This is a genomic window from Aeromonas sp. 600886 (genome assembly GCF_049174935.1).
Classification (GTDB): domain Bacteria; phylum Pseudomonadota; class Gammaproteobacteria; order Enterobacterales; family Aeromonadaceae; genus Aeromonas; species Aeromonas veronii_A.
Genome location: NZ_JAAKUB010000012.1, coordinates 47,055 through 62,454, shown reverse-complemented (window position 1 = coordinate 62,454; position 15,400 = coordinate 47,055). Strand labels below are relative to the sequence as shown.

Here is a 15,400-nt window from a genome sequence, read left to right as displayed (position 1 = left end):
TCATAAGCGTTCGGCAGTGAAAGCCGAAGGGCCATCTCTGGCATGGCCCTCCTGCGGGTCACAGTGATATCGCCTCGCCATCTTCTGGCACCCGTACCCGATCCGTCATGCCCCGTTCCGCCAGATAGTCGCGCAGCTCCTGGCGTGACAGCACGGCGTGATTGACCGCCTCCATATGGCTGGCGATCAGCGTGGCTTGCGGTGCGGCCTGATAAACGGCGGCGACATCCTCCTTGCCCATGATGATGGAACCGAGCCCGGGCACCTGTGCATCGCCACAGTTGAGGATGATGACCTCGGGCTGATGCTGTTGCAGGGCTTGCTCGACCGTGGGATGCCAGATGGTATCACCGGCCAGATAGAGGCACTGCTCATCGGGGTGGGAGAAGACCACGCCGCATACCTCTCCCATGCGCTCGCCCAGTACCGCCATCAACTGGCCGCTGCCGTGTTGGCCACCGGTCTGCTGCAGGTGAATGCCGGCAAACTCGGGCTGGTCGCTCAGCAGGCGCACATCCTCAAAGCCACTGGCACGAATGGCATCGGCATCCTTCTGATGTTGCACCAAGAGCGGCAGATGTTTGGGGATTTGCGCTCTGGCGGCATCATCCAAGTGGTCGGGATGGTCGTGGGTGACGATCACGGCGTCCACATCGACCAGCTCATCGATCGGCAGCGGCAGCTCGACCAGCGGATTGCGCAGTTGGCTGTTGGCGGTGCCCTCAAAGCCGGGGAAGGCCCCCTTGGCCGAGAGCATGGGGTCGATCAGAAAGCGGGTGCCGGCATAGTCGAGCAGCAAGGTGGCGTTGCGAACCTGGGTAATCTTCATGGGATGGCTCCATGTTGGCTGGTGGATATGCAACCAATTATGGGGTGCGGAGCGCATTGCCATCAGTGGCCCACGGGTCGATTATCATCACTATCGGGCCAACTGGTTGATGTGCCAAAGGTCGGCGAGGCCATTTAAAAAATTTGAAAAATCCCCTTGAAAGGAAAAAGTGAGCCCCTATATAGGTAACAAGGCCGGAACGCTCGACAGAGGTTTCGACCAGGCGCCCGTCCATAAGGAGGGCAAACAATCCGTTATCGCTCACAAGAGGGTAATACTATGCGTTCTATCGACTTTTCTCCGCTCTATCGTTCTGCCATCGGTTTCGATCGTCTGGCCAATCTCATCGAATCTGCGGCCAGCAATGGCAATGCCGGTTATCCCCCGTACAACATCGAGCAGCTGGGTGACAACGACTACCGCATCAGCATGGCGGTGGCGGGCTTTACCCAGGAAGAGCTGGAGCTGAGCTTCCAGGAAAATCTGCTGACGGTGAAGGGCAACAAGCAGGCCGACACCGGGCGCAACTATCTCTATCAGGGGATTGCCGAACGTGGTTTCGAGCGTCGCTTCCAGCTGGCCGACTATGTGCGGGTGAAAGGGGCCGACCTGAAAAACGGCTTGCTGCACATCGAGCTGGTGCGTGAAGTGCCCGAGGCGATGAAGCCGCGCAAGATAGAGATCAACGGCTGATAGCCTGAATTCACAGAAATTTTAAAATTTCCCGGGTGCCGATGACGGGCCTGTGGAGAGTTGAACCTGTTGCTTATTAGAAGGATAGGATTATGCGTAACCTCGATTTTTCTCATCTCTATTCCAACGCCGTCGGCTTCGAGCGGATGGCCCGTGAGCTGGAAGGTCTGTTCGAGCAGAAGACCGCTGCTTACCCCCCGTACAACATTGAAAAGCGCGATCAGGATGGCTATCGCATCACGGTCGCCGTGGCTGGCTTCGAGCGCGAAGAGCTGGAGCTGGAGACCGAAAACGGCACCCTCAAGGTGAAGGGGCGCAAAGGGGCTGCGGCCGGTGAGCGTCAGTTCCTCCATCAGGGGATTGCCGAGCGTGACTTCGAGCTCGCCTTCAAGCTGAGCCAGCACGTGGAAGTGCAGGGTGCCAAGCTGGAGCATGGTCTGTTGACCATCGATCTGGCCCGTGAGTTGCCGGAGGCGCTCAAGCCCAGAGCCATCCCCATCGGCAAACCCGAGCAGCTGGCGTTGCCCGGCTAAGCAAACCTGATAGCGATAAACGACAAAGGCCTGCATCTGCAGGCCTTTCTGTTTTTGTATCGCTGGATTGGATTAACCAGCGTAGAGGGCGTTGATCTCGTCGGCCAGAATGGCTATGCCGCGACGCACCAGCTCCTCGCTCTGGGAGTAGTTGAGGCGAATGCACTCCTGGCTGTGGCGCCACTCGGGGTCATCGATACCGGGGAAGAAGTAGTGACCCGGCACGATCAGCAGATTCTTCGCCTTCAGTCGCTCGTAAAGCTCCTGACAGTGGATCGGCAAGCCTTCAAACCAGAGCCAGAGGAAGAGGGCGCCTTCCGGCTTGTGGATATGGAAGCGCGGGTCGGGGATCGCTTCGCGCAGCAGCTGCACCGCCAGCTCCGCCTTCTGCTGATAGAAGGGCTTCACCACCTGTTCGCTGAGGGCAATGATATCGCCGCTCTCGATCATCGGGATGGTGATGGCAGGCCCCAGACTGCCCGGTGCCAGATTGATGATGCCGCTCAGGTTGGTGATGGCCTGGATGATCTTCTCGTCGGCAATGACGATGCCGCAGCGGGTGCCTGGCAGGCCGAGCTTGGAGAGGCTCATGCAGAGGATGGTGTTGGCATTCCAGAACGGCTTGGCTTCGCTGAAGATGATGCCCGGGAAGGGGACACCGTAGGCGTTGTCGATCAGCAGCGGAATCCCCTTGTCGCGGGCGATCTGATCGAGATGTTCGATCTCTTCGTCGGTGAGCACATTGCCGGTCGGGTTGGTCGGGCGGGAGACGCAGATCACCCCGATATCGTCACCCACCTGCAGGCTCTCGAAATCCACATGGTACTTGAACTGGCCGTCGGGCAGCTTCTCGATGGTAGGCTTGTAGGCCACGAAGTAGTCGTCGGCCAGCGCCGAGTCGGCATAGCCGATGTATTCGGGGGCGAGCGGGAACAGCACCTTCTTCTTGCGGCCATCGGCAAATTCGCCGGCCAGCAGGTTGAACAGGTAGAAGAAGGCATTCTGACTGCCGTTGGTCAGGGCGATATTGCGGGACGAGATATCCCATCCCAGCTCCTTGCTGAGCAGGGCGGCCAGCGCCTTGGTGAACCTGTCTTTGCCCTGGGGGCCGTCGTAGTTGGCCATCGCTTTGACCAGCTCGCCGTTGTCGAGCAGGCTCTTGGCCTCGGCCTGAAAGCGTTCCAGCATGGCGGGGATGGGGGCCGGATTGCCGCCACCCAGCATGATGGCGTCCGGATTGGTCAGCCCCTGATTGAGGTCATCCATGAGTTGGGTAATACCGGCGTGGCGAGTGAACTTCTCGCCGAACAAGGAAAATTCCATTCGGTGACAGATCCAGATTTGAGTTACGGGGATGTAGCACCATAGCTCAGTTTAAAAGCGGGTGTCGATCAAAAAGATGGGACGTTCCACGTGGAACATGGTGCAAAAATCAAGCGTGGTTAAAAGCACCAACTGTTGGTTTAAAAATGACCGAGCGGGATGCATTTTGCGACTCAATTTGGTATCGAGATATAGTTAATTTAAACAAAATCATGATGTTATGAATTGCGTGAGGATTGGCACAACTATTGGAATAGCTATCTGGTGATCTCAACCATACCGGAGCAAACCAGATGAAAAGCCTGATCGCTACCCTGATTGTGAGTGCCCTGAGCCTGAACGTGATGGCCAACGAAAACCCGCGGCCCGAGCTGGAGAGTGTCCAGCTGGAGCAGGATGTGCAGAGCGAGTTGCAGCAGGCCTCCCATGCGGTGGTAGAGGAGGCGATCCACAACCTCAAGCCGCTGGCACTGGAGACCCTGGTGGTGGAGGCGAGCTCGGCCGATGCGACTCACCCCGAGAGTTGAGATAGCGCAGCGGGGTCTGCCCCGTGTGTTGTCTGAAGAAGCTGATGAAGGCGCTGTCACTGGCGAACTCCAGCGCAGCGGCAATCCGGCTGATGGACTCGCTTTCTGCCAGCAGCTCCATGGCGCGCAACAGCCGCCACTGCTGACGCCACGCCTGATAGCTCATGCCGGTCTCCCGCATGAAGATGCGGCCAATGGTCTTGTCACTGGCACCCACCCGTTCGGCCAGCCGGTTGAGCCGATCGGGCAGGACATCCTCCCGCTTCAACTGCTGTAGCCAGTCGCCCAGTCTGGGATCCGTCGGCAGCGGCAACTGCCACGACTCCCGCGGCGCCTGCCCCAACTCCTCCATAAACAGTGTCACCGTCCGTTGCTGCTGCTCTTGCGGTTTGTCCCACGGCCAGAGCGCCATCCGCTCGATCAGTTCGTGCAGCAGCGGATTGACCGCCAGCACCTCCATCGTGCCGGGCAACTCGGGGTGCGGCTGGAAGTAGAGAGAGCGGTAGGCCACCACGCCACGCATCAAGATCCGGTGGGCGGTGCCTGCAGGCAGCCAGGCGGCGCGGGTGGGTGGCAGCAGGCAGACCCGACCTTCCAGCTCCATGGTCATGCAGCCGGATTGGGCGAACAGCAGCTGATGGCGTTGATGTTGATGCAGGCCCGAGTCGTGCCAGCCGAGGGCGGAGGCGATGCCGATCACGCTGCCCGTCAGCTGGTCGGGGTCAAAAGGGTGATCGGGAAGAATAAAGGCCATATGTCCGATTTTTGATGTTTATAGTCCTGCTTATTGTAATCAGACAAGCGGCATCTCTCTAGAATGGCGACCTCTTGTGAAGGAGGTTTGTCATGAACAACAAGTTGCCACCGCTCTGGCTGGTGGTGGGATTGATGATGTTTCCCCAAATTGTGGAGACCATCTACAGCCCGGTCCTGACCCACATCGCTACCCAGTTTCAGGTGAGCGAAGGGCAGGCATCCCAGACCCTGTCGGTCTATTTTCTGGCGTTTGCGGTGGGCGTGGTCTGCTGGGGGCGGCTATGCGATCTGATCGGGCGGCGTCCCGCCATGCTGGCGGGTCTGCTTACCTATGGCGTCGGCACCCTGCTGGCGCTGCTGGCCAACCAGTTTGAAACTCTACTGCTGGCCCGGGTCATCTCGGCCTTTGGCGCCGCCGTGGGCTCCGTGGTGACCCAGACCATGCTGCGCGACAGCTATCAGGGCAGCGATCTGGCGCGGGTCTTCTCGGTGATGGGCATTGCGCTCTCACTCAGTCCGGTGCTGGGGTTGCTCAGTGGTGGTCAGCTGGCGAGCGGGTTTGGCTATCTCGGGGTGTTCAGCGGTCTGCTGGTACTGGCGGTAGGTTTGCTGCTGGTTGCCTGCTGGCAGCTGCCGGAAACCCGTCCGGCCACCAGCCAACGAGTCGCGCTCTGGCCGCTGGCGTGTCGGATGATGAAAGATGGCGGGCTCTGGCGCAGTGCCATGCTGGTGGCCCTGTTCAACACCATGCTGTTTGGCTACTACAGTCTGGCGCCGTTCCTCTTTGCCGGATTGGGATTGAGCACCGGCGAGTTTGGCTATTCGGGGATCTTGCTGGCGCTGGCGACTCTGCTCGGCAGCCTGCTCAACAAGCATCTGCTGGGGAGGGGGTGGCTGCCGTCTTCTCTGAGTAGACTAGCTTGCGCTCTGGCGCTGGTCGCAGGGCTGCTGGTCTGGGCGAGTCAGTCCAGCCTCTGGTTCCTGTTGCCCATGATGGGTGTGGTGGTGGCCTTCGGGCTGGCTATCCCCAATGTGCTGAGTCAGGCGCTGCTGGCCTATCGTGAGGTAGCTGGCAGTGCTGGCGCCCTGTTCGGGCTTGGCTACTACCTGCTGCTCAGTCTGGGGTTGGCGGTAGCGGCCGGATTGCAGGATCTCGGCATGTTGCTGAGTGGCTGCGGTCTGTTGGCGCTGATTTGCTGCGGGCGTCGTTCCACGTGAAACGTCAGTTGCCGATAAAGCGGTAGCCAATACCGGATTCGGTCTCGATAAGCGTCGGTTGCTGGGGGTTATCCCCCAGCTTTTTGCGCAGACTGGCGATGACGATGCGCAGGTAGTGGGTGTCCTCCTTGTGGCTCGGCCCCCAGATGTCGTTGAGCAGCTGGGTCTGCATCACCAGCTTACCAGGGTGGCACACCAGCGCCTGTAACAGGGCGAACTCCTTGCGGGAGAGAGGGATCTCCTCGTCTTTCATGGTCACCTTGTGGCTGCTGACATCCAGCGTCAGGCCGCATTGGGGGAAGTGGCGCCGCTCGCCGCTGCTGACGCCAGCCCGCTGGCGCAAGAGCACACGGATGCGGGCCATCATCTCGCCGATGCCGAACGGCTTGCTCATGTAGTCGTTGGCGCCGGCATCCAGCAGCCGCACCTTCTCCAGCTCCGAATCGCGGGCCGACAGCACCAGCACCGGATTGGGGTGGTGTTCGCGAATGGCCTGCAACACCTGAATGCCATCGCCATCCGGCAGACCGAGATCGAGGATCACCAGATCGGGGTTGAGGTGGCGATACTGCTCCAGCCCTTCATTGACCCCCACCGCCTCACTCACCTGATGCCCCTCGGCAATCAGGCTGATCCGCAGAAAGCGACGGATCGCCGCTTCATCATCTATGACCAGAATGTGCGCCATCAAACCTCCGGTGAATTGAGGGCGAGCGGCAGGGATATGCGCATGCAGGTTCCGTTGCCATTGGGGCCGGAGAAGGCCCAAATCTTGCCGCCGTGGGCCTCTATCATAGCGCGGGAAATGGCGAGGCCAAGCCCGGTGCCACGGCTGCCGCAATCGCCCACCGGCTGGGTGTAGAAGAGATTGAAGATCTTCTCCCGATCCGACTCGGCGATACCGACCCCGATATCGATGATGTCGATGATAAGGTCGGGTTCGGCCACCATCACCTTGAACTCGATGGGGGTGCCTGCCGGCGAGTAGCGGGAGGCGTTGTCGAGGATGTTGACCAGCACCTGCTCGATCAGGGCGCCGTGCACATAGAGCTGGGGCACATGTTGATCGAAATGGACCAGCAGCTTGTGCTGGCGCCAGGAGGAGTCGAGCCGCTTGCGGGCGCTCTCCACCAGATCTGCCAGATCGACCCAGTCCCGTTTCAGCTGGAAGTCGGGGGAGCCGATGCGGGTCATATCCAGCAGATTCTGCACATAGCTGTGCAGGCGGCGTGCCTCCTCCTGCACCGAGTGGAGCAGTTCGTCACGGTCTTCGGCGGGGATCCGGTCACCATATTCCAGCAGGGTGCTGCCGGCACCCATGATAGTGGCCAGCGGCGTCTTCAAGTCGTGGGAGACTGAGGAGAGCAAGGCGGCTCGCATCCGGTCGGTCTCCGCCTGTAGCTGGCTGTCGGCCAGCCGCTCGTTGAGGTCGATCCGCGCCAGTGCGGCGCGAATATCGGTGAGCAGCGCCTGCAGCTGATGCTCGGCAGAGGAGGAGAGCGGATTGGCCAGCGTTATACCGATCACCAGATCGTCGCTGAGATGATGATACTGGGCCTCGGCGGCATTGAGGGTGGCGGTGTGGGCCCCGGCGCTCTGCTTCTGGGCCAGACACCAGTCGATGGCCGCCTTGTCGGTCTGGCCGGGCCTGTGTTTCTCGTTGCCGAGCCGATCGTTGAACTCCTTGTCGATCACCACGGTCGGCTGGCCGAGCGCCAGCGAAATGGCTTGGGCACCTTGTCTCAAAACCTCCTCCGGGCTGCTGGCGGTGGCCAGCCCCTGACTGAGGGAGAGCAGGGCATTGCCCAGCTGCTGGGTCTCTCGCAGACCGATCAACTGCTGGCGCTGACGGGAGGCGAGCCGTCCCGCCGTCATGCCGACGATAAGCAGCACAAACAGGGTGAGCAGGTCGCTGTGGTTGGCGACGCTCAGGGAGAAGTAGGGGGCGGTGAAGAGCAGATTGTGGGCGATAAAGCCCAGCACCGCCGCCAGTGTGGCGGGCACCAGACTGGTGGTGAGGGCCGTCGCCAGCACCCCCAGTACAAAGATGAGCGGCAACGCTGCTGGTGGCAGCCAGTAGGAGAGCCCCCAGGCGGCGGCCGAGGTGATCCCCATGATGGTCACCGCCAGCAGGCTGTGGTGAATATCCTTCGGGGTCGGGACGCGCATCCCCACTTCGGGCTTCTGCTTCTCGGTATCGACCAGCGTGATTTCGAGCCCCTGCGCCTGCTTGAGCAGGTGCTGCACCAGCGAGCGACGCCACGGCGCCTTGTGGGGTTTGCCGAGCAGCAGTTGGGAGACCTGCTGCTGTTCGGCGGTCTCCAGCAGGGTGTTGGCGACCGCCGGGCTGGATAGCGTCAGCACCTTGGCACCGAGGTGGGAGGCGAGCGCCAGCGCCTGCTCCACATCGGCCGAGCGGCGGCCATTGCTGTCGACATGCACTACCAGCCAAGGGAGTTGGCGGCGCTGGGCAAAGCGGTGGCCGTAGCGCACCAGCGCCGAGCCGTGCAGGTCGCCGAGGCAAACCATCAACTTGCCCCGCAGCGGCAAGGTGCTCTTGCCCGCCGCCTGCCACTGCAGTTGCAGATCGCCCTCCACATGGCTGGCGGCAGTCTGCATCGCCAGCTCCCGCAATGCGGTGAGGTTGTTGAGGGAGAAGAAGGATTGCAGTGCCGCCTTGGCCTGATGGGGCACATAGACCTTGCCCTCCTTGAGGCGGCCGAGCAGCTCCTTGGGGGGCAGGTCGATCAGCACCAGACTGTCGGCTTCCAGCAGCACCTGATCGGGCAGGGTCTCTTTCACCCTGACCCCGGTCAGCTGCCACACCAGATCGTTGAGGCTCTCCAGATGCTGCACGTTGAGGGTGGTGTAGACGTCAATCCCGGCGTTCAGCAGCTCCTCCACATCCTGCCAGCGCTTCTCGTGGCGGCTGCCGGGGGCGTTGCTGTGGGCCAGCTCGTCCACCACGGCGATGGCCGGTTTGCGGGCGAGCAGGCCGTCGAGATCCATCTCTTCCAGTCGCTGCTGGCGGTGCATGTGGATCTTGCGCGGCATGATGGCGAGCTTGTCGAGCAGGGCCAGGGTCTCCTGCCGGCCATGGGTCTCCACCACGCCGATCAGGATGTCGACCCCCTCTTTGGCCTGTTCCCGCACCGCCTGCAGCATGGCGTAGGTCTTGCCCACGCCGGGAGCGGCCCCGAGAAACACCTTCAGCTTGCCCTTGTGCTCCTGTTCCAGGCTCGCCAGCAGGGCGTCGGCCCTTACCTCATCACGCATCCCCATGCTCCTGCATCAGATTCGCCAGCAGGGCGTCGGCGCTTGCTACATCAGCCATTGTTATCCCTATCGAGCCAACCGCCCGTTTCGAAAATCGAGGTCATCACCAAACCGGAATGGGCGCCATCAGGCGCCCTTTTTATGATCCAGTTGCAGATTCAGCTGGAGAATGTTGACCACCTGCGGGCCAAGGATACCAGCTTGTGTGGCCGACTTGACCTGCTCCGTCAGTTGGGCGGGATCCAGTCCACGTTCTTTGGCGACGCGGTCGACCTGAGCCAGCACCGCATCCAGTGGCAGGTGGGGATCGAGGCCAGAGGCGGAGCGGGTCAGCATGGCGGGGGAGCTGGTTCCCGGCTGTGCCTTGGCGGCCTGTTCGGCAAACTCAGCCCGCAGCGGTGAGCTCATCCCCAGATTGCTGGCGCTGCCGCCTATGGTGTTGAAGTCGCTGGCGGAGGGACGGGGATGGAAATAGTCAGCCCGCTCGAATTTCTGCCCCAGCAGGGCGCTGCCGATGAGCTGTTGTTTGCTGTCGGTCAGCTGGCTGCCGTTGGCCTGCCAGGGGAACAGCAGTTGGGCCAGCCCGGTCACCGCCAGCGGATAACCCACTCCCAGCAGCAGGGTCAGGGTCAACAGGGTTCTGATTGCTATCATGATTCTCTTGCTCCAAATGGATGGCAGGGGATGCGGGTCTGACCCGCATCCCGATTATGTCGTTACACCAGACCCAGGCCGGTAATGACCAGATCGATCAGCTTGATGCCGATAAACGGCACCAGCAGGCCACCGACACCGTAGATCAGCAGGTTGCGGCGCAGCAGGCTGGCGGCCGAGCCTTTCAGGTCGACACCACGCAGTGCCAGCGGCACCAGCGCCACAATGATCAGGGCGTTGAAGATGATGGCCGACAGGATGGCGCTCTGCGGGCTGCCCAGCTGCATCAGGTTCAGTGCCCCCAGTTGCGGGTAGGCGGCGATGAACAGGGCTGGCAGGATGGCGAAGTACTTGGCCACGTCGTTGGCGATGGAGAAGGTGGTCAGGGCGCCACGGGTCACCAGCAACTGTTTGCCGACCAGCACCACATCCAGCAGCTTGGTGGGGTTGGAGTCGAGATCCACCAGATTGCCCGCCTCCTTGGCGGCCTGGGTGCCCTCGTTCATGGCCAGACCCACGTCAGCCTGCGCCAGTGCGGGCGCATCGTTGGCGCCGTCACCGCACATGGCGACCAGACGGCCATCGGCCTGCTCCTGCCGGATGTAGGCGAGCTTCTTCTCCGGCGTCGCTTCGGCGATGAAGTCATCCACCCCGGCTTCGGCGGCGATGGCGGCGGCGGTTTTCGGGTTGTCGCCGGTGATCATCACGGTGCGGATCCCCATGTGGCGCAGGATCTGGAAGCGAGCCTTGATACCGGGCTTGATGATGTCCTTGAGGTAGACCACCCCCAGCAGTTTCTCCTGAGTGCAGACCAGCAGCGGAGTCCCACCCTGACGGGCGATGCTGTCGACTGACTTGAGCACCAGCTCAGGTACCGCCTTGCGGTCGAGGCTGAGGTAGTTCAGCACGGCATCTACCGCCCCCTTGCGATATTGATGACCGTTGCGATCCAGTCCGCTCAGCCGGGTTTCGGCGCTGAAGGGGATCACCTTGTCGCTCTCCAGCTGGCTCGGCTTGGCCATGCTCTTGCTGGCCAGAGTCAGGATGGATTTGCCCTCCGGGGTGTTGTCACCCAGCGAGGCCAGCATGGCGGCTTGTGCCAGCAGGGCGGGGTCGACGCCCGGTGCCGGGATCAACTCGTCGGCCATCCGGTTGCCGAAGGTGATGGTGCCGGTCTTGTCCAACAGCAGGGTGCGCACGTCACCGGCCGCTTCCACGGCACGGCCAGACTTGGCGATGACGTTCAGCTTCACCAGTCGATCCATACCGGCAATGCCGATGGCGGAGAGCAGGCCGCCGATGGTGGTCGGGATCAGGGTAATGAAGAGAGCGATCAGGTAGAGGCGCGGTACCTGAGTGCCGTTGTAGTCGAGGAACCAGGGCAGGGTGGCGACCACCAGCAGGAAGATCAGGGTCAGCCCGACCAGCAGGGCATCCAGCGCCATCTCGTTGGGGGTCTTCTGGCGCTTGGCCCCTTCCACCAGTGCGATCATCCGATCCAGCGTGCTCTCGCCCGGATTGTTGCTGACGCGCACCCAGATCTCGTCGGAGACGACCGTCGTGTTGCCGGTCACGCCGCTGCGGTCGGTACCCGACTCGCGGATGACGGGGGCGGATTCGCCGGTGATGGCCGCCTCGTTGACCGAGGCGATACCGGCGATCACTTCGCCGTCGGCCGGGATCATCTCGCCGCTGCGTACCAGCACCAGATCCCCCTTCATCAGGCTGGTGGCGGGTACCCATTCGCCCTGACCATCTTTGGCATTCGCCACCCGACGGGCCTTGAGCTGGCTCATGCCTGCCTTCAGGCTGTCGGCTCGCGCCTTGCCGCGCCCCTCGGCCAGGGTTTCCGCGAAGTTGGCAAACCAGAGGGTCAGCCAGAGCCAGGCGGTCAACTGCCAGGCCAGTGAGGGAGCAACGCCGGAGAAAGGCTGCCCCATCAGGGACTCCACGGTCGCCATGACTGCGGCCAGCCAGAGGGTGAACAGGATGGGACTGCCAAACAGCGCCTTGGGATTGAAGCGATAAAGGGCCTCAACCATTGCCTGGATGATCTGTGATTTCTGTTTGTTGCCCTTCACCAACATGGTGTCGGTGCTCATTGCAGTGGACTTGCTCATTGGAAAGCTCCCAGCATCAGATAGTTGGCCATTGGCATCCGGATGGTGATCGACAGGGTCAGGTTCATCAGAATGCACCTCCGATCAGACTCAGATGTTCAGCCACCGGGCCCAGTGCCAGCACCGGCAGGAAGGAGAGGCCACCTATCAGTAGGACGGTGATGATCAGCAGGGCAACGAACAGCGGGCCGCTGATGGGGAAGTCCCCTTCGCTCGTCTCCTGACGGGGCGCACGGGCCAGCTGACCGGCGATGGCCAGTACCGGAATGATGTAGCCGAAGCGACCGAGCAGCATGGCCAGACCGATGGCGATGCACTGCCAGTTGTCACCGGCGGCAAAACCGGCGAAGGCGGAGCCGTTGTTGCCGGCAGCCGAGGCGTAGGCATAGATGAGGCGTGACAGACCGTGCGGGCCATCATGGCCGATGATGGTGCTGGCATCCGGCATCAGCAGGGTGACACCACCGATCACCAAAACACCCACCGGCATGACCAGCATGCTGGCGACCACCCACTTCATCTCGGTGATACCGAGCCGTTTGCCCAGATAGGTCGGGGTACGTCCCACCATCAGGCCGCACAGGAACACGGTCAGCAGCACGAACAGCATCATGCCGTAGATACCGGAGCCGACCCCGCCGAAGATGACCTCACCCAGCAGCATGTTGATCATGCCCACCATGCCGCCGAGCGGAGTAAAGCTGTCGTGCATGGCGTTGACGGCACCGTTGGAGGCGGCAGTAGTCGCCACTTCCCAGATGCTGGAGAGCACAGGGCCGAAGCGGCTCTCCTTGCCTTCCCAGTTGCCAGTCATGTTGCTGGCGTCAGTGATGAGTTGGGCGAGGGTGTGATCCGGTTTCAGCTCCTGTGAGAGGGAGACGAAGAGCCCCAGCATCAGCATGAGGGTCATGGCACCGAGAATGGCGCGGCTGTGGGCCATGTCCTTCACATAGCGGCCCAGAGTAAAGACCATGGCGGCGGCGATGGTGAGCAGGGCGACCATCTCCAGCCAGTTGGAGAGGGCTGTCGGGTTCTCGAACGGATGTGCCGAGTTGATGCCGAAGAAGCCGCCGCCGTTGGAGCCAAGCTGCTTGATGGCGATCTGCGAGGCCGCCGGGCCGAGGGGCAGCAGCTGCTCCTGACCCTCCACACCGTGGAACGGCAGATAGGCGGAGAGGCTTTGCGGAACACCTTGCCATACCAGCACCAGCGCCATGATCAGCGCGATGGGTAGCAGCACATAGAGGCAGAAACGAACCAGATCCTGCCAGAAGTTGCCAAGGTTGATGGTCTGCTGACGGGCGATACCGCGGAACAGGGCAATGGCGACGGCAGCGCCCGTCCCTGCGGAGACGAAGTTCTGGGTGGTCAGCCCCACCATCTGGCTGAAGTAGGAGAGGCTGGCCTCACCGGAATAGGCTTGCCAGTTGGTGTTGGTCATAAAGCTGACTGCGGTGTTGAAGGCGAGTTGCCAGCTCAGACCCGGCAGTTGTTGCGGGTTGAGGGGCAGCAACCCCTGCGCCATCAGGATCAGGAACAGCAGACCGAAACCGGCGCCGTTGAAGGCCAGCAGGCTGAGGGCGTAGGACTTCCAGTCCTGCTCCCGTCCATCGGTGCCACAGCAAGCCAGCGTGGCGCGCTCGACCGGTGCCAGCCAGCGGATTTTGCCTTCAAATACCCGGTAGATGTAGTTGCCCAGCAGCGGTGCCGGCAGCAGAACCAGCAGCACGAAGGCCACCGGATAGATAATTTCTTGCTGCATATAGGTAGTCCCTCACTCGTGACTGCGCGTGAGTGCGCGCATCAGATAGGCCATCAAGGCGAGGACGAGCAGCAGATATAGCCAATTCATATCGACTCCATTGAGATAATTAGCTGCGAGAGCCGATGTAAGATCATATCGACTCTGTTGGTGTCATTGACGCTGAAAAGGGTATGTAAAACAGGCGTAAAGGCGCCATAAAGCGCCATGTGGCAGGCGTAAAATCGGCGTAAAGAACGACGGATTTGCGAGAGAAATGGCGAGGAGTGATCAAAAAACCCGGCCTGAGCCGGGTTTGGGTGAAGGGGTTACATGGCTGTAGACGCCGGCTGCTCGTGACAGGCCAACTTCATCTGCCCTTAGCGCATAGTGACGAACTCTTCCGCGCTGGTCGGATGGATAGCAACGCAGTTGTCGAAGTCCGCCTTGGTGGCCCCCATCTTCATGGCGACGCCAAAGCCTTGCAGGATCTCGTCCATGGCAAAGCCGATACCATGCAGACCGACCACCTTCTCTTCCGGGCCGACACAGACCAGCTTCATCCGGGTGGGCTGGCGATGCTGGGTCAGTGCCGAGTACATGGCGGTGAACTGGCTGCGGTAGACCTTCACCTGGTCCTCGCCGTATTCGGCGATAGCTTCAGGTTCGGTCATGCCGATGGTGCCGATGGGCGGGTGGCTGAACACCACGGTCGGTACCAGATCGTAGTTGAGGTGCTCGTTCGGCTTGTTGTTGAACAGCCGTTCGGAGAGGCGACGGCCCGCAGCGACGGCCACCGGGGTGAGCTGGATGCGACCCGTGTTGTCACCCACTGCATAGATGTTGGCGACGGCGGTGTTCTGGAACTTGTCGGTCGGGATAAAGCCCTTCTCGTCCAGCGTGATGCCAGCGGCAGCCAGATTGAGGTTGTCGGTAGCCGGTACCCGGCCGATGGCCCAGATCAGGCAGTCGACGGTGAGATGGCGGCCATCTTCCAGTTGCAGGGTCAGGCTGTTGTCAGCGTTCTTGAGCACGGCTTTGGGAATGGCGTGGGTGTGCAGCTTGGGCCCTTCCTGCGCCATGATTTCGACCAGTGTCTCGTGGATCATGGGGTCGAAGTTGCGCAGCGGTGCGTGCTTGCGCACCACCAGATGGGTCTCTGAGCCGAGTGCCTGCATCACCCCGGCGATCTCGACTGCGATGTAGCCAGCTCCAACCACGGCAACCCGCTTGGGCTGGCTTTGCAGGTCAAAGAAACCGGCGGAGTCGATACCCAGCTCGGCACCCGGGATGGCCGGAATTTCCGGGCGGCCACCGGTAGCGATCAGGATATGATCGGCCGTGTAGTGCTCGCCATTAACCTCGATGGTGTTGCTGCTGACGAAGCGGGCGAAGCCCTTGATGACGGTGATCTGGTTCTTGCCCAGCACGTTCTGATAGGACTGGTGAATGCGGCCTATGTAGGCCTGGCGGGACTCGACCAGCTTGGCCCAGTTGAAGTGGTTGAGGGTGGTCTCAAAGCCGTAGTCGGCGCCATATTTCAGGGCATCGGCGATCTGGCCTGCATACCACATAGCCTTCTTCGGTACGCAGCCTACGTTGACGCAGGTTCCACCCAACTCTTTGGCTTCAATCAGGGCAACTTTCTTACCGTACATGGCAGCCCGGTTGGCAGAAGCAATACCGCCGCTGCCGCCGCCGATGGCGATATAGTCAAAATGCTGTGCCAT

At 61.4% G+C, this 15,400-nt stretch carries 13 protein-coding genes; 4 read left to right on the top strand and 9 right to left on the bottom strand.

Annotation, left to right across the window (positions count from 1 at the left end; translation table 11 throughout):
* Positions 1–58: 58 nt before the first annotated feature.
* Positions 59–829, bottom strand: coding sequence for an MBL fold metallo-hydrolase (locus G5179_RS11215; protein WP_421258375.1), 771 nt, complete (start codon positions 827–829; stop codon positions 59–61).
* Positions 830–1,108: 279 nt separating this feature from the next.
* Between G5179_RS11215 and G5179_RS11210 the strand changes: the two genes are divergently transcribed.
* Positions 1,109–1,522 (top strand): Hsp20 family protein, encoded by a 414-nt coding sequence (locus G5179_RS11210; protein WP_005339298.1) that lies wholly within the window; start codon positions 1,109–1,111, stop codon positions 1,520–1,522.
* 92 nt (positions 1,523–1,614) lie between these two features.
* A complete protein-coding gene (locus tag G5179_RS11205; RefSeq protein WP_005339297.1) occupies positions 1,615–2,055 on the top strand; it encodes an Hsp20 family protein in 441 nt (146 codons plus the stop codon).
* 72 nt (positions 2,056–2,127) lie between these two features.
* On the opposite strand, the gene G5179_RS11200 is transcribed toward G5179_RS11205, so the two are convergent.
* The gene (locus tag G5179_RS11200) at positions 2,128–3,378 is read right to left on the bottom strand and encodes a valine--pyruvate transaminase (protein WP_421258374.1); all 1,251 of its coding nucleotides are present in this window, start codon (positions 3,376–3,378) and stop codon (positions 2,128–2,130) included.
* Between the two features lie 293 nt (positions 3,379–3,671).
* Between G5179_RS11200 and G5179_RS11195 the strand changes: the two genes are divergently transcribed.
* Positions 3,672–3,905, top strand: a complete 234-nt coding sequence (locus tag G5179_RS11195; protein WP_421251491.1) for a hypothetical protein — start codon at positions 3,672–3,674, stop codon at positions 3,903–3,905.
* Here the strand turns inward: G5179_RS11195 and G5179_RS11190 are convergent.
* Positions 3,835–4,659, bottom strand: coding sequence for an AraC family transcriptional regulator (locus G5179_RS11190; protein WP_421251492.1), 825 nt, complete (start codon positions 4,657–4,659; stop codon positions 3,835–3,837). The genes G5179_RS11195 and G5179_RS11190 overlap by 71 nt on opposite strands.
* Before the next feature lie 92 nt (positions 4,660–4,751).
* Between G5179_RS11190 and G5179_RS11185 the strand changes: the two genes are divergently transcribed.
* A complete protein-coding gene (locus G5179_RS11185; protein ID WP_421251493.1) occupies positions 4,752–5,879 on the top strand; it encodes a multidrug effflux MFS transporter in 1,128 nt (375 codons plus the stop codon).
* A 4-nt stretch (positions 5,880–5,883) separates the two neighbouring features.
* Here the strand turns inward: G5179_RS11185 and G5179_RS11180 are convergent, their stop codons facing one another.
* From G5179_RS11180 to gorA, 6 genes are all read right to left on the bottom strand, one after another.
* The gene (locus tag G5179_RS11180; protein ID WP_319889842.1) at positions 5,884–6,567 is read right to left on the bottom strand and encodes a response regulator; all 684 of its coding nucleotides are present in this window, start codon (positions 6,565–6,567) and stop codon (positions 5,884–5,886) included.
* Positions 6,567–9,155 (bottom strand): sensor histidine kinase, encoded by a 2,589-nt coding sequence (locus G5179_RS11175; protein ID WP_005355773.1) that lies wholly within the window; start codon positions 9,153–9,155, stop codon positions 6,567–6,569. Before G5179_RS11175 ends, G5179_RS11180 begins: the two co-directional genes overlap by 1 nt.
* Positions 9,156–9,281: 126 nt before the next feature.
* Positions 9,282–9,809 carry a potassium-transporting ATPase subunit C gene (locus G5179_RS11170; RefSeq protein WP_005355772.1) on the bottom strand — a complete coding sequence of 176 codons (528 nt, stop codon included), beginning with the start codon at positions 9,807–9,809 and terminating at the stop codon, positions 9,282–9,284.
* Positions 9,810–9,871: 62 nt separating this feature from the next.
* Positions 9,872–11,929 carry a potassium-transporting ATPase subunit KdpB gene (gene kdpB / locus G5179_RS11165; RefSeq protein WP_421258373.1) on the bottom strand — a complete coding sequence of 686 codons (2,058 nt, stop codon included), beginning with the start codon at positions 11,927–11,929 and terminating at the stop codon, positions 9,872–9,874.
* Positions 11,930–11,996: 67 nt separating this feature from the next.
* On the bottom strand, positions 11,997–13,691 hold the full coding sequence (gene kdpA, locus G5179_RS11160) for a potassium-transporting ATPase subunit KdpA (protein ID WP_421236170.1): 1,695 nt from the start codon (positions 13,689–13,691) through the stop codon (positions 11,997–11,999).
* A 359-nt stretch (positions 13,692–14,050) separates the two neighbouring features.
* The gene (gene gorA / locus G5179_RS11155) at positions 14,051–15,400 is read right to left on the bottom strand and encodes a glutathione-disulfide reductase (protein ID WP_421258372.1); all 1,350 of its coding nucleotides are present in this window, start codon (positions 15,398–15,400) and stop codon (positions 14,051–14,053) included.

What these genes read in the sequence shown, in the direction of transcription:
- kdpA (WP_421236170.1), bottom strand. Translation starts at nt 13,691, where the DNA reads ATGCAGCAAGAAATTATCTATCCGGTGGCCTTCGTGCTGCTGGTTCTG.
- gorA (WP_421258372.1), bottom strand. Translation starts at nt 15,400, where the DNA reads ATGGCACAGCATTTTGACTATATCGCCATCGGCGGCGGCAGCGGCGGT.
- G5179_RS11215 (WP_421258375.1), bottom strand. Translation starts at nt 829, where the DNA reads ATGAAGATTACCCAGGTTCGCAACGCCACCTTGCTGCTCGACTATGCC.
- G5179_RS11170 (WP_005355772.1), bottom strand. Translation starts at nt 9,809, where the DNA reads ATGATAGCAATCAGAACCCTGTTGACCCTGACCCTGCTGCTGGGAGTG.
- G5179_RS11210 (WP_005339298.1), top strand. Translation starts at nt 1,109, where the DNA reads ATGCGTTCTATCGACTTTTCTCCGCTCTATCGTTCTGCCATCGGTTTC.
- G5179_RS11180 (WP_319889842.1), bottom strand. Translation starts at nt 6,567, where the DNA reads ATGGCGCACATTCTGGTCATAGATGATGAAGCGGCGATCCGTCGCTTT.
- G5179_RS11185 (WP_421251493.1), top strand. Translation starts at nt 4,752, where the DNA reads ATGAACAACAAGTTGCCACCGCTCTGGCTGGTGGTGGGATTGATGATG.
- G5179_RS11195 (WP_421251491.1), top strand. Translation starts at nt 3,672, where the DNA reads ATGAAAAGCCTGATCGCTACCCTGATTGTGAGTGCCCTGAGCCTGAAC.
- G5179_RS11205 (WP_005339297.1), top strand. Translation starts at nt 1,615, where the DNA reads ATGCGTAACCTCGATTTTTCTCATCTCTATTCCAACGCCGTCGGCTTC.
- kdpB (WP_421258373.1), bottom strand. Translation starts at nt 11,929, where the DNA reads ATGAGCAAGTCCACTGCAATGAGCACCGACACCATGTTGGTGAAGGGC.
- G5179_RS11200 (WP_421258374.1), bottom strand. Translation starts at nt 3,378, where the DNA reads ATGGAATTTTCCTTGTTCGGCGAGAAGTTCACTCGCCACGCCGGTATT.
- G5179_RS11190 (WP_421251492.1), bottom strand. Translation starts at nt 4,659, where the DNA reads ATGGCCTTTATTCTTCCCGATCACCCTTTTGACCCCGACCAGCTGACG.
- G5179_RS11175 (WP_005355773.1), bottom strand. Translation starts at nt 9,155, where the DNA reads ATGCGTGATGAGGTAAGGGCCGACGCCCTGCTGGCGAGCCTGGAACAG.